This window comes from Methylobacter sp. (assembly GCF_036845245.1).
GTDB lineage: Bacteria > Pseudomonadota > Gammaproteobacteria > Methylococcales > Methylomonadaceae > Methylobacter_A.
Genome location: NZ_DAIUEH010000007.1, coordinates 40,633 through 54,890, shown reverse-complemented (window position 1 = coordinate 54,890; position 14,258 = coordinate 40,633). Strand labels below are relative to the sequence as shown.

Below are 14,258 nucleotides of genomic sequence, written 5' to 3'. Positions count from 1 at the left end.
TGACAACAGGAGCAAATGTTTTTTAACTCAACAAGCGATTAGGTTGTCCATGAATTAGATAGCGACTCCGCTTGCTTCATGACCAGCTCAATCGCCTCGGCGGCCTTATCCGGCGGATACTTATAGCGCTGCAAAGTCCGCCGAACCAAGATCTTGAGCTGGGCACGCACGCTGTCACGCACCTGCCAGTCGACTGTCGTGGACTTTCTGAGCTTTTCGGTAATTTCGACGGCGATTTTCTTTAAAGTCTCATCGCCCAATTCACGCACAGCACTTTCGTTATTCGCCAACGCGTCATAAAAGGCGACTTCATCCGGCGTTAAGCCCAGCTCGGCTTCGCGGGCCATTGCAGCCTGAAAATCCTTGGCCATCTGGATCAGCTCTTCGATGACCTGAGCCGTCTCGATAGCGCGGTTGTTGTACTTGCGCAGCGTTTCTTGCAGACGCTCGGCGTATTTTTTCTCCTGCACCACGTTATTGCGTGTCTTGGATTTAATGCCGTCTTTCAGCAGTTTTTCCAACAACTCCACCGCCAAATTGCGGTACGGCATGCGCCGGACATCTTCCAGGAATTCCTCCGAAAGCAAACCGATATTCGGCTTGTCCAGGCCGCACAGCGCAAACACGTCAGCCACGCCTTCGGCAATGACCGCATTATCCAGGATTTGCTTAAGCGCGGAATTTCTCTCTTCCTGGCTGCGCTTTCTATCGACGCTGGTGAACTTGGATATGGCCGCCTTGATCGCCGCATAAAACGCGATTTCCTTGCGTAGCTCTTTGGCTTCATCGAGCGTGCTGCACAGCGAATAGGCTTTGGTTGCAGCCAACACCAAATCAAGCAAACGCTTCTTGCCGTCTTTCAGGCTGAGCACATAGTTGGCCGCCGGCACCAACAGCTGATGCGCCTGGGTTTCATAGCCGCTCATATCCAAGCCTTCCGCTTGCGGCGTTTTCGCAAACAGGCCGCGAATCGCATCGATCTTTTCCGCCAGAACAGCATAAGCTTCTTCGGCGCGCAGAGCCGGTTCGCCTTTGCCTTTGGCATCGGTATAGATTTTCAGCGCTTGTTTTAATTCATTGGCAATGCCGATGTAATCGACCACCAAGCCGCCCGGTTTGTTTTTAAACACCCGGTTGACCCGCGCAATCGCCTGCATCAGGTTATGGCCTTTCATCGGCTTGTCGACATACATGGTATGACAGCATGGCGCATCGAAGCCGGTCAGCCACATATCGCGCACAATCACCAGCTTCATCGGGTCATTCGCATCCTTAAAACGCTTTTCCAAACGCTTCTTGGTTTGTTTGTTGTAGATATGCGGCTGCAACAACGGCCTGTCCGATGCCGAGCCGGTCATCACCACCTTGATGACGCCTTTTTCCGGATCGGGATCACGCCATTCGGGGCGCAGCGCAACAATTTCATTGTACAAATGCACGCAAATATCGCGGCTCATAGCCACGATCATCGCTTTACCGTCCATGGTCTCGGTGCGGGTTTCAAAGTGCGCGACCAAGTCGGCGGCTACCTGTTGCAGCCTAGGCGTCGCGCCGACCAGCTTTTCCAAACGGCTCCATTCGCCCTTGGTTTTTTCGCGCGTACCGACATCTTCGTCGTCTTCGACCAGTTCTTCGACCTGCTCGGACAGCGCGTTAATTTCAGCGTGATTCAAGTCGAGCTTCGCCAAGCGGGACTCATAATAAATCGGCACGGTTGCGCCATCGTCCACCGCATCCTGAATGTCATAGACGGACACGTATTCGCCGAATACCGCACGGGTGTCTTTATCCTCCTGCGCAATCGGCGTGCCGGTAAAGCCGATAAACGACGCATTTTTCAGCGCATCGCGCATATGCTTGGCGTAACCGTATTTATACGCGCCTTCCTTGGTCAGCACGGCTTTCAAACCGTACTGGCTGCGGTGCGCTTCATCGGAGATCACCACAATATTATGGCGGTCGTTCAATAACGGATGCACCGCTTCATCATCCAATAACGCAAACTTTTGCACGGTGGTAAAAATAATGCCGCCCGATTCGCGCTCCGCCAGCAGGCGGCGCAGCTCGTCACGGTCATTGGCTTGCACCGGCGTTTGTTTTAACAGCTCCTGGGCATTGCAGAAGGTCGCGTACAGTTGCCCATCCAAATCGTTGCGGTCGGTGACGACCACCAGCGTGGGGTTATGCATTTCCGGCTGCTGCAATAACTTACCCGCGTAACAGCACATCGATATGCTTTTGCCCGAGCCTTGCGTATGCCAAACCACCCCTGCTTTTTTACTGCCGGGTATGACTTCGTCGCCATAAGCAGCGCGTTTTTCAGTGATACCCTGAATGTCCCGCGCGGCAATCACCGTGGCTTTGACCGCTTCGCGCACCGCATGAAACTGATGATAACCGGCGATTTTCTTGATGATGGTTTCGCCGTCGCTTTCAAACAGGATAAAAAAGCGCAGGTAATCCAGCAACAACTCGCGCTCGAAAAAACCGCGCACCAACGTCTCCAATTGCCATTCCAAAAGCGGTTTGTCGTCTTCATGTTTAATGGTGCGCCAGGGTAAAAAGCGCTCTTGATTGGCGGTCAGCGAACCGACGCGGGCGGTGTAGCCGTCACTAACCACCAAAGCTTCATTGAACACAAACAAATCCGGGATTTCGTCTTTGTAAGTTTGCAGCTGGTTAAACGCATCCCAAATATCGGCGTTTTCATCATTTGGGCTTTTAAGCTCCAGCACCGCAAACGGAATACCGTTGATAAAGCAGATTACATCCGGCCTGCGCGGCTGTTTACTGCCGCTGATCGTGAACTGGTTAACCGCAACAAAACGGTTTTGCTTCACGTTATCGAAATCCAGCAAAAACGCATGGTCATAAACTATATCCTCCCTCTCCCCGTGGGAGAGGATCGGGGTGAGGGCTTTGTACTCAACCGGAACCCCTTGCAACAAAAAACGATGGAAATCGCGGTTATTGGTCAGCAAATCCAGGCTTTCCGGCTTGCTGAGCTTCGCCAACACCTGCTCGAAACAACCGGCCGGCAAATGCGGATTGATCCGGGCAAAAGCCGCTTCCAAATCGGCTTCCAGTAAAATCTTACGGTAGTCGCTACGCATCGGGTTATCGCTATCCGGGGCAATGTCCGGGCCATAGAGGACGTCCCAGCCAATATCCCTGAACCATTCCAGACAGAGGTTTTCCAGTTGTTCTTCGTTCATTGTTTTTATTCCGTTTTGTTTAATTCTCTGTATAGCCACGCGTTAGCCGATATACAGACCTTCCAGGTTTTAAAAACCTGGAAGGTCTAACCAGAAGCGCCTCGTTCCCACGCTCCCGAGACTGTGAAAGTATTTTTGAAAATATGACGCATACTATTTTAGTGACTTCTAAGTCATTGTTTTATTGATCGTGGGAGGGGCTTTAGCCCCGAAAGTCGGGGCTAAAGCCCCTCCCACATGAATACTTTCACAGTCTCTCCCGCGTGGGAATGCATACGCCCCTAAAGCCCGGCAATGATTTGTTAAACGCGATGAAAAATATTCTGAGTTTGCAAAGCATGTGCGGCAGGCTTAGTCTCGGTCTGCATTCCCACGCGGGAGCGTGGGAACGAGGTGTGCTCTCCATGCGAATGCACGCCCATCTCACCATAACTTACAAACATCCAGCAAGCCATCCTCTCCTGCATAATTTCTGGCGCTGGAATAGCGCCAATGCTCAGGCTTGTCCACATATCCGCGTTTTACAGGATTTTGGTGGATATACTCGACTTTCTGCCGCATCATCGCATCCGACTGAATCCGCTCCGGGTGCACGCCTTCCTGCCAAAACTGATAGCCTCGGTCGATCTTATGAGCTTTTTTATAAAAAGCGAACTGGTCAAGAATCGTCTTAACATTATTTTCACCAAGATAAACGATCAATTGTCTGGCCGTATAGGATTTAAACCGCGCCATATCTCTATCCAGCTGAGGACTCTGTGCAACAAGATGCAAGTGATTTTCAAGAATCACGTAAGCATAGACTTTTAATCCCTCTGCACTCAGGTGACGCAATGAATCGAGCACAATATTGACCGTATCGGGACGGGTAAATACAGGTATCCAATGCAGCACAGTTACCGTCATAAAATGCGGCAAGCGTGGATCGGTGAATTGATAGCGACTTCTACCCATGTATTATTCCCCTGTGATTTTTTGCCTTAAAACTCTGTTGCTGTAAGTTAAGCGCAAGGGCTGATTTGACGTTGGTTATGCATTCCCACGCGGAGCGTGGGAACGAGGTGCACAACTTGGGGTATCGGGGGTATCTGTCTCCTGAATACCCGCACGTCGCATCACTCATCCGCCTGCCCTCCGACATCTAAAACTTGCCAATAGCCGCCCTTGTCAGCGCCGACCCGTGTTAGCACGCCTGCTTGCTGTAACTTATGCAGGTGATATTTTACGCCATCCGAAGTAATGTCTCCCAGCGCTTCGGCAATATCCCGCCTCGACGCTTGGGGATTGTTTTGTATAAACTCCAAAATAGCCCGCTGCTTGGCGGTAGTCTTCTGGGTAGTTTTCTGGGTAGTTTTCCGGGTAGTTTTCAGGGCGCTGGCCTGTTCCCCCCTCTCAATCCGCAACAAAGTCTGGTCGTAAGGTTCAAAGGTATCCGTCAATGAGATCTTAAAGCCAACGTTTTCCCAGGCATCACGAATTTTCGGCAGGCCGGAACCTGCCCGTTCGCCCAAGCCCAGCATCAAAAACATCTGCTGCAATGTGCGGTTGCGGCAATCGCTTTCGCCCCCCTGTAAAGCCAACTCTGCCGGAACCCTCAACACGCCGGGGTTGCGAAATTCAAAACCGGACGGCCATTTCTGAATGCGTATCGAAGCCCGATCCAAATAATCGGCATGAACCAACGTATTAACCAGCGCTTCCCTTAACCCCTTGTGCTGCGGGGTGTCGTCCTGACGGATACCGTTTTTCAATACGAAAGGGACTTTTAAATCAGCCATCAGCTTGCGCGACACCCGGCGGTAAAAATCAAACAGATTGCCGCTCCACGCGCCGTCCGGCACGACTCGATCCAGCCAGCGCGTATCGGTATCCCGCTGTTCGGGAAGTTCCTGGTAATCCAAAAAATAGTAAGGAGCCGCTTCGGTGATAGCCGTGCCATGCCCGAACATCAGCAGTGCCGCAAGCGATAAGCCTTGTTCGCCGGTTTCGCGGTCTTTACGCAAACCGCCAATCAAACGCAAAAACTCGGCATCATCCGGGGTGTTCCAAGGATGGTCGGGTTTGTGAGAAGCCAGCATATTGCGATAGGCATGCAGCGTGTCCTTATCCAGATCATCCAGCGCAAAGCCATGAAGAATCCGCGTATCCAGGCTGTCTTGCACCTGCTCGGCCAGCATCCGTTGCACCGTGGCATTATCGCACTTGCGGTCGCCTTGATGCAGACGCCGGTAAGTGTTGCCGTTCAACGGATTGCCATTCAGGTACACCGGCTTTTGTTTACGGCCTGCCGCAGGGACGCGAATCAGCAGCAGGATTTTACCGTCCAGTTCGATCTGCTGCACATTCCGGTCGGACAGCAGATTGCAGTTGACTTTGCTGGGATTGTTCAGGGTATTGAACAGGTCCGTGATCAAGCGCTGGGGATTGGACACGCCTTCAAGATGAAAGCGCCCTATCGGCTTTTCCCGAACGCCCAGCAAAATCACGCCGCCGTGAGTATTGGCAAAAGCGCTGTAAGTCGTCCATAAATCTGCGGGCAGCTTGCCTTTGCCATCCTGTCCGGCCGCCAGTTTGCATTCCAACTCTACGGACTCTGATAGTGCGGCGATGTCTTCCAGCGTGTTAATCACAGTCGGCCTCGGATGGTGTTTTTTCGGCTGGCGGTAAAGTCAGTTCGCCGGAGAGGAGTTTGGGGAGGAGAGCGTCGCGAATATGGGTTAGTACCATATTTTCACGGATATTCGACTCAACTTTTTCAAGTATCGGCATTACTACAGCGTCAAAGCGATTTGCTATTTCACTTCCACCAAAGCTCGTTCTGTACGTATCAAATGTTCTAGTCGTAATAGTATCAAACACAGCGCCATGCGTATTACGTAGCAGTGTGGATACGGCTTGACGCAAATTAAAATAATTAAAATATGGCCCCGTGCCTTTACCATTAATCCCGTAACAGGACTGGTTCATGCACATATCACCAGCAAGCAAAGCCAGCTTACCTACTGTACCTCTGGCAGTAATAATTGTTGTCCCTCTTTTTAACAGCTTGGTAGAAGACTTCTTAAGTCCTTCATGCGTAATTTTTTCCTCTGTATCAACAACAAACACATTTCCATCTGCTGGTACATCTTTAACCGAGAACCAAGGTATATCGCCATTCCAATAATTCGGTTCCGAGCGTTTGGGAGTACCTCCGCCCGTTATTTGAATTAGATCGGAAAGCGAAACCACATCCCAACCTTCCGGTATCTCACCTAATTCCGAGTCCTGCATGGTTGAGGGGAATAAGGCGGCGGTTTGGGCAAGCTCAACGTAGGCGTCAGGTTGTTCGGTTTGCAGTTGGGTTAACGCGGCTTCGTCTTTACCGGAAATCGCACACATAGCGGCGCGTTCGGCTTCCTCAGCAGTTCCGCCTGCTTCCAACACCGCCATTTTGGCTTTGACCGGCTCAAAATCGACAAACCAGCTTTTAAAGACCGCTTGGGCAATGGCTTCTAAGGTTTGGTTGGTTTGGGTGTTGAGGGCGATTTTGTCATCAAGTGAGCATAGTACTTCTGCAATTCTGTTTTGCTCGGAAAGTTCAGGAATCGGAAACATTAAACGCTCTAATGTTTGTAAATTAATATTATCCTGAACACTTCCTGTTGCTTGAGCCTGAATCCTTTTTCGCAATAAACGAAAGACATATTCAATAAAATGAACATTACATTTGCTTTCATCAGCAATAAAACCAATCACGCTATCAGGAAAGCAAGCTGGAAATTGGAGAATGCCTGTTTCGGCAATATTTGCAGCAATAGTTATACACATCGTACCTTTAGGCCATAATCTGCTTTGGGTTAAACCATCTTCGCTATATGTTTGAGTAAAAACACTTATTCGACCACCCGATGCTTTTACATCTCCTGTTTGAACAAACGGGTATTTCCCACCGTAAAGATGCCCAGCATCTCTCGGCCTATGCCGAGATTTCCCTCTGTTTACTTCTCCGAGATCACTTAACTTTACTAATCTCCAACCATTTGGAATAGGCAAATCAAAGCTCATAACCTAATCCTTTCGATTCTTTTTTTGCGCTAGTTCCCAAGCTCCAGCTTGGGAATTCAGTTTCTCTCGTTCCCACGCTCCGACGACGTGGGAATTTTCTCGTTCCCACGCTCCCGCGTGGGAATGCATACGGCGCTAAAACCCAGCAATCATTTGTTAAATGCAATGAAAAATGTTTTGGGATTGCAAAGCCTGTGTAGGCAAGCTTAGCATCGGTCTGCATTCCCACGCGGGAGCGTGGGAACGAGAAGTCCGCCACGATCACTGCTTGCGCTGGTTCCCACGCTCCAGCGTACTCTCTGGGGCATAACGGGGCTTGCTGCACATTGGTAAATACGACCAAATCAAGATCGGAGTTTGAACGCGCTTTCCATTTTACGCGTGAGCCGAACGCCCAAACTGTAGTGTTTGGAATATACCGCTTGAACAATGCTAATAATATTCTGCGTTGGTCCGGGCTAATATCAATAGCTGCACTCATTCCCAAGTAGTCCTTGTCATCGTTTGATAAAGGCCAATCGCGTCGTCTATGAAGTCTTTCATCAACATCAGACATTGCTCAGCTTTATCCTTATCATAATCGTTCGCAGTGTCTATCCGGGCGTTGGCATAGTGCAACCATTGTTCGATAGGAGAAGAAAAAAGCTGATTCTCAAAAGCAAGCCGGAGAGTAGGTTTGGGACTATTCGGCACTTCGGGAATGCCTAACTCCTCAATAAGATAACGCTTTAGGACTTTCCAAAGTGAGTCATAGCAGGTTTCAAAGCGTTGAATAGTCGATTCTGAAATACCTTCTTTATCCAGCTCGGTCAGTTCTTTACGATATTGCGCATTGCAATAATTTTCATACTGCAATTCAAGATGTTTAAGTGATTTTTGCAACTTGGTATAGTCAATCATTATTTATCTCCTAACTTAGCGCCCCAAACCGGCAGGCATGTTGCACCGTCCGCAACGTTTGGTGCTGATTAAATGCAGCTATGTTCTCAGGCATTGCGTAAACGTTAAGGGCGGGGTTGCAAACTCCGTCCCGCCTATTGCTTTGAGTCAATTGCGAAGCAGACTGCTTCGCAAATTCGCAGATGTAGGGCTTGCCGTGCTCGCCTAAGCTCCAAAGGCGCGCACGGCAAGCCCTACGGCGGATATTCTTGTATTCCAAGTCGAACAGAGCGTTTTGCGCTCTGGTTCCCAAGCTACAGCTTGGGAACCCACGTCTCGAAAGCTCCAGCTTTCTGTGTTTCGGGAAGCTGGAGCTTCCTTCACTATATTCCCAAGCTGGAGCTTGGGAACCAGCGATGGAAAATCGAAATAGGATGTAGGCCGGAATAAGCCCGCCCGGCGATAGCCAGGGTGGGCGTTTCCGGCGCTCCTGAGCCTCGAAATGCCGGAAACGCCAGTCCTGCGCTAAGGCGCGGACTGGGTTATTCCGGCCTACATTGAGATGCGTATAACGACGAGCGCCGGAGCGTGAGAACGATACATCGATATCTATCTGCCCTCGAGGTATTTGGCGTAATTGGGCAACAAGCTGTTGCCCAATTAGTTGAGGGACGCGAAAACAACTGGCTTCACTATTGCTCATTCTTTAACCTCCCAATAGCCGCCCTTGGCCGGGCCGATACGCTTGATTCGTCCATCGACTTGCAAGCTTTTTAAATTCCGTTCAATGGTGCGCGTGCTGACCCCTGCGAGCTTTGACAGTTCATCAATGGTGATATTGGGGTTGGCCTGGATAAAACGCACTATTTTCTCCGACATTTTCTCCGACATTTTCTCCGACATTTTCTCCGACATATCTTCCGGACCTGCTACGGGTTCGGTATTGCCGATTGTAGAGCGGTAGAATTCCCAATCAACAAAGTCGCCGCGTTCCTGAATCTTCGGTTCCGCGTTGTCCGCGTCCCGGCACATCGATTTAATCCGGCCAATGCCGCTGCCCCACTGTTCAATATAGCCCAGCTCTTTGAATACTCTGGCCAAGACACGGTTGCGGATTTCGGAACGGCCTTGTTGCAGGTCAGCCTGCGTCAGGCCATTGGGTAGACCGCCGGGAGAGACGATATTCAGCATGTCGTCATAAATGCCCACTTTAATATCACGGCCGAAATTGCTGTAATCCCGATGCAGCACGGCATTGACCAGTGCTTCGCGAATGGCGGGTATCGGTATTTCGTAGGTTTCGGTGCGTTGCAAACCGAGGATTTCGGCTTTAAGGTGCAGATGGTTTTTAATAAAAAGTTCGGTTTGCTCAAGCTGATAAAAAAGGTCGCCACGGTATTCTTTTTTATCGAGGAATACGGCCATGGTGTTGCCTTTAAAACGGCTGCACTTGGTTTCTACATGTTCGTACTGTCCCAGTAAAATCAACAAGCCATGGCTTGGAAAGTCTTGACCTTGTTCGCGCTGAATCAGGCGCAAATTCAGTAATTTGTCTTCGTCTAAGACTTTACCGGCCTGATTAAATCGTGCTTTTAGTGGTGCGAGATCCAAGTCTGCCAATGGCTGGTTGTAATTGATCTGCTCATCGAAGCTGATGTTAAGCCGTTGGCGTTCCAGTTCCTGGATGTATTCCAAAGAAGCCTGTCTATTGGTTGCGCCTAAGCGGATAAAGGTGCCTTGCTCACGTCCTTTAGGCTTTAGGTAATAAGGCAGCAACGCACCACGCGACACTTCGACGACCAGCAGTTCTGTCCCTGTCACATTTTCAATGTAAATTTCGGGTAGCAGATTAGGGCTACAGCGTTCATGAATGATTGAGGCTATTTTGTCGTGTAAGTCAAAGATATCCGCATTGTGCAAGCCGACCAGTTGGCGATTGTCATCCACGCCGATGACCAGCTTGCCGCCACTGGTATTGGCAAAAGCAATCAGCGTTTTAGCAAGCTGATCGCCTTTGGGCAAAGTCGCCTTGAATTCCAGGGTTTTGCTTTCGCCTTGCAAAATTTCAGCAAGCAGCGGGTGCTTAGAGCTCATAACCTAACCCTGCCAGATTCTTTTTAATCTCCGCTTCCAGGCGGCTGCTTTCGGCAAACTGCGTTTTGAGTTGTACGGTTAAGCGCGCCATTTTTTCGGCAAAGGGTTCGCCGTCGTCTTCCTGTTCGGCGGCTCCCACGTAACGGCCGGGGGTCAGCACGTAGTCGTGCTTTTGCATGTCTTTTAGTTCAGCCGAAAAGCAGAACCCGGCTTGATCCTGGTAATTTTCGCCGCGCTGCCAGGCATGAAAAGTCTCGGCAACTTTGGCGATGTCGGCTTTGGTGAAGTCGCGCAGCACGCGATCTTTCATATAGCCCAGGTTGCGGGCATCGATAAATAAAGTAAGACCTCGGCGATCTGATTTGCCGTTGCCTCCGGATTTATCCTTGGTCAGGAACCAGATACACGCCGGAATTTGGGTGTTGGTGAACAGTTGCCCAGGCAATGCCACCATGCATTCGACCAGATCGGCTTCGATCAGGGCTTTACGGATTTCGCCTTCGTTGTTGGTGTTGGAGCTCATCGAGCCGTTCGCCAGCAGCAGCGCCATGCTGCCGGTAGGCGCCAAGTGATGCAGCATGTGTTGCATCCAGCCGAAGTTGGCGTTGCCTTGCGGCGGCGTGCCGTATTTCCAGCGCACGTCGCCTTCCAGTTTGGCGTGCCACCAGTCTTTGATATTAAACGGCGGGTTAGCCATCACGAAATCGGCGCGAAGATCCGGGTGTTGGTCGTCCAGGAAAGTGTCGGCGTTCTTTTTGCCGAAGTTAAAGTCGATGCCGCGAATCGCCATGTTCATCGCCGCCAGCTTCCAGGTGGTCGGGTTGCTTTCCTGGCCGTAAACGGAGATATGTTTTTTCTGCTCGGCAGGGTTGTAGTGCTTTTCTTGGGCGTGTTCTTCAATGAACTTGTCGCTGGAGACGAAGAAGCCGCCGGAGCCCATGGCCGGATCGTAGACGCGGCCTTTGTAAGGTTCGAGCATTTCAACGATCAGCGTGACGATGCTTTTCGGCGTGTAATACTGGCCGCCTTGCTTGCCTTCCGCCAACGCAAACTGGCCCAGGAAGTATTCGTAAACATGGCCGAGAATATCCTTGCTGTGCAGTTCCAGTTTTTGGCCGTGGTATTCCGGGTTACGGAAGCTGGTGTCGGAAAAACTGTTAATCAGGCCAATCAGTTTGTCATTGTCCAGTTGATACTGGCTGATGCGGTTTAGGATGCCTTTGAGTTTGCTGTTGGCTTTTTCGATTTCATCGAGCGCGTTATCGACCAGCCAGGAGATCGAACGCAGTTTTACGTCTTCGCCTTGATCGTTTTGCCAAATCACCGATCCTATCGGTAAAGCCGCGCTGCTTTTTAAGGTGCTCCAGCGGGCGGTTTTGGGCACCCAAAAAATGTTCTTTTCCTGGTAGTAGTCGAGTAACTCAAGCTCGTCGTTGATGGCTTGTTGGTAGTCCTGGTCAGAATCGTAGTCCTCACGCGGCATGAAGTAGATATTGTCGGCGTTGTCCAGCTGGAACAGCGCTTCCAATTCGTCTTGACGCTCTTCAAAGGCATCGGAAACGTACTTTAAGAAGATAAGGCCGAGCACGATATGCTTATAGTTGGCTGCATCCAGGCTGCTGCGCAGCTTATCGGCCGCTTTCCAAAGCTTATCTTCAAGCTCCTTCAAAAATTTCTGTTCTGAGGCATTCATGATTTTGTTAATTGTTAAGCAAAATAAATAAGCCATATCATACCATTTCGTGAGATGCTGAATTTGCAATCCCATCCCACACACTTTTGACCTTGGCGTAGCTCTGAACCATGCGATTTGTTTGCTATGCCGGGTTATTTTAAGTAGATTCTTATCAAGCCCCGTTTCATCACTTTTGGAGTAGCCGCTTTTGGACAATTTGCAGGAATCTCGCCAAGTCATCGGAACCATCGTTGAAGTGCATGGCCCGGTGGTGATTATCGACTGCAGCCAGTTGCCGCCGTTGCGTCAGGCTTTGTATACCTGTTTCGATCACAACACGTATCTTTTCGAGGTGCATCAACATCTCGATGAACGGCATATCCGGGCCATCACTTTGCACGGCACGGCAGGCTTAAGCCGGGGCATGAGCGTATACGATACCGGCGCGCCACTGCATGTGCCTGTATCGGAACAATGTTTGGGACGGTTACTGAATATATTCGGTGAACCGCTGGACGGACAGCCGCCGTTGCCTAAAACCGAATTCCGTAATATTCACGCCAAACCGCTGCCGTTATCCGAAGCCATCGGCATCAGCGGCATTCTGGAAACCGGGATTAAAGTCATCGATTTGCTATGTCCTTTTGTTAAAGGCGGCAAAACCGGGTTATTCGGCGGCGCGGGCGTCGGAAAGACTGTGCTGGTCATGGAATTCATCCACGCCGTTTCCGCTATCCACAAAGGCGTGTCGGTATTTGGCGGCGTTGGCGAGCGTATCCGTGAAGCCCATGAATTATGGCGGGAAATGCAACAGGCGGGCGTTATGGACGACACATTGCTGGTGTTCGGACAAATGGATGAATCGCCCGGCGTGCGTTTTCGGGTCGCCCTTTCAGCCCTGACTTATGCCGAATACCTGCGCGACACGCTGCATAAAGAAGTGCTGTTTGTGGTCGATAATGTGTTCCGCTTTGTCCAGGCCGGTAGCGAAATCTCCAGCCTGTTGGGTCGCATGCCCGCGACGGTGGGTTATCAGCCGACATTAACCACGGAAGTCGCCGAGTTGCAGGACCGTATCCTGTCCACCCGGCAGGGCGCAATCACTTCGGTACAGGCGGTTTACGTACCTGCCGACGATATGACCGATCCGGCGGTCAGCGCGATACTCAGCCATCTGGACACCACGGTTATTTTGTCCAGGGACCAGGCCAGCAAAGGCATTTATCCGGCCGTCGATCCATTGCGCTCCAGCAGCAAGCTGATGGACAAACATACCTTGGGCGAACGCCATTATACGGTTGCCAAAGGTGTGCGCGAACATCTGGCGCGTTATCATGAACTGGAGGATATTATCGCGATGCTGGGCATTGAGGAATTAGGCGAGGTTGACCGGAAAGTCGTGATGCGCGCCCGCAAATTGCAGCGCTATTTGACCCAACCGTTTTCGGTATTGGCCGAACATACCAAGCAAACCGGCATTTCAGTACCGCTGGAACAAACCTTGACCGATTGCGAAGCTTTTCTGGCCGGACAATATGATGAGCTATCCGAACAGCAATGCTATATGCGCGGCTCAATGCAGGATAGGTAATGCAACAATTCACACTTAACCTGTTCGATGCAAGCCACGAACAACGTATCGAAGGCGTCACCTCGTTTATCGGTGAGGACGCTTCGGGCAGCTTCGGTATTCAAGCCAACCATGCGCGTTTTATGACCACGCTGGTCTTCGGTCTAGCGCGTTTTCGCCGGGAGACCGAAGATTGGCAATATGTCGCTCTGCCGGGAGCGGTTGTTTATTTCAACCATAACGAGTTGACGATCAGTACCCGGCATTTTTTGATCGACACCGACCTTGAACGAGTCAGCACTTTGTTGGAACAGCAATTGATCGCCGAAGAAGAAAATCTGCATGCTGCAAAAGAGAGCCTGCACAAAATGGAACAGGCCATGCTAAAACGCATGCTGGCGCTTAAACGCAAAACCGGTTGGCAATCATGAACGATAGACAGCAGCTCAAAAACAAGGTTGAGCGTCAGGTCAAACGCATCAGAAAGGCGGGACATGAACGCCCTGCCCTGCCGTCCATCGGCATGCTGGGCTTGGTCATGATATTACCCATTATCGGTGGCGTTTATTTAGGCCACTGGCTGGACGACAAAGTGGAAGGTTATTCTGTGCACTGGACGCTCTGTTTGCTGTTGACCGGCTTAGTGGTTGGGATTTTTAATGTGTATTTTTTGATTAGGGAGTGAACTCAGCCCTCTATGTTCAAGCTTCTCAGTCGAGTTAGGACTGTCGCTCAAACGACAAGAATTACGATTAACTATCTCGCTTGACAGGTTTTG

At 50.6% G+C, this 14,258-nt stretch carries 12 protein-coding genes; 3 read left to right on the top strand and 9 right to left on the bottom strand.

The genetic code is table 11. The features are described 5' to 3' along the window. Nucleotides 1–38: 38 nt before the first annotated feature. From V7051_RS04935 to V7051_RS04895, 9 genes are all read right to left on the bottom strand, one after another. A complete protein-coding gene (locus tag V7051_RS04935) occupies nt 39–3,215 on the bottom strand; it encodes a type I restriction endonuclease subunit R (RefSeq protein ID WP_333873569.1) in 3,177 nt (1,058 codons plus the stop codon). A gap of 423 nt (nt 3,216–3,638) precedes the next feature. Further along, nucleotides 3,639–4,169 (bottom strand): REP-associated tyrosine transposase, encoded by a 531-nt coding sequence (locus V7051_RS04930; protein ID WP_333873568.1) that lies wholly within the window; start codon nt 4,167–4,169, stop codon nt 3,639–3,641. 161 nt (nt 4,170–4,330) lie between these two features. Beyond that, nucleotides 4,331–5,845, bottom strand: coding sequence for an RNA-binding domain-containing protein (locus V7051_RS04925; RefSeq protein WP_333873567.1), 1,515 nt, complete (start codon nt 5,843–5,845; stop codon nt 4,331–4,333). Continuing rightward, complete coding sequence (locus V7051_RS04920; protein ID WP_333873566.1) at nt 5,838–7,262, bottom strand: restriction endonuclease subunit S; 1,425 nt, start codon at nt 7,260–7,262, stop codon at nt 5,838–5,840. Before V7051_RS04920 ends, V7051_RS04925 begins: the two co-directional genes overlap by 8 nt. Continuing rightward, the gene (locus V7051_RS04915; RefSeq protein ID WP_333873565.1) at nt 7,252–7,743 is read right to left on the bottom strand and encodes a nucleotidyltransferase domain-containing protein; all 492 of its coding nucleotides are present in this window, start codon (nt 7,741–7,743) and stop codon (nt 7,252–7,254) included. Before V7051_RS04915 ends, V7051_RS04920 begins: the two co-directional genes overlap by 11 nt. Then, complete coding sequence (locus tag V7051_RS04910) at nt 7,740–8,162, bottom strand: nucleotidyltransferase substrate binding protein (RefSeq protein WP_333873564.1); 423 nt, start codon at nt 8,160–8,162, stop codon at nt 7,740–7,742. The genes V7051_RS04915 and V7051_RS04910 overlap by 4 nt, the downstream gene beginning before the upstream one ends. A 10-nt stretch (nt 8,163–8,172) precedes the next feature. Next, nucleotides 8,173–8,844, bottom strand: coding sequence for a hypothetical protein (locus V7051_RS04905; protein WP_333873563.1), 672 nt, complete (start codon nt 8,842–8,844; stop codon nt 8,173–8,175). Further along, nucleotides 8,841–10,235, bottom strand: a complete 1,395-nt coding sequence (locus V7051_RS04900) for a helix-turn-helix domain-containing protein (protein ID WP_333873562.1) — start codon at nt 10,233–10,235, stop codon at nt 8,841–8,843. Before V7051_RS04900 ends, V7051_RS04905 begins: the two co-directional genes overlap by 4 nt. Continuing rightward, nucleotides 10,225–11,928 carry a class I SAM-dependent DNA methyltransferase gene (locus V7051_RS04895; RefSeq protein WP_333873561.1) on the bottom strand — a complete coding sequence of 568 codons (1,704 nt, stop codon included), beginning with the start codon at nt 11,926–11,928 and terminating at the stop codon, nt 10,225–10,227. Before V7051_RS04895 ends, V7051_RS04900 begins: the two co-directional genes overlap by 11 nt. Before the next feature lie 199 nt (nt 11,929–12,127). Here V7051_RS04895 and atpD point away from each other — a divergent pair, with 199 nt between their 5' ends. From atpD to V7051_RS04880, 3 genes are read left to right on the top strand one after another with little or no spacing between them, the layout of a single operon-like run. Continuing rightward, entirely contained in the window at nt 12,128–13,501 is a 1,374-nt protein-coding gene (atpD, locus tag V7051_RS04890) for a F0F1 ATP synthase subunit beta (protein ID WP_442919624.1), read from the top strand. Further along, nucleotides 13,501–13,911, top strand: a complete 411-nt coding sequence (locus tag V7051_RS04885; RefSeq protein WP_333873559.1) for a F0F1 ATP synthase subunit epsilon — start codon at nt 13,501–13,503, stop codon at nt 13,909–13,911. The genes atpD and V7051_RS04885 overlap by 1 nt, the downstream gene beginning before the upstream one ends. After that, nucleotides 13,908–14,165, top strand: a complete 258-nt coding sequence (locus V7051_RS04880; protein WP_333873558.1) for an AtpZ/AtpI family protein — start codon at nt 13,908–13,910, stop codon at nt 14,163–14,165. Before V7051_RS04885 ends, V7051_RS04880 begins: the two co-directional genes overlap by 4 nt. Nucleotides 14,166–14,258: the final 93 nt, after the last annotated feature.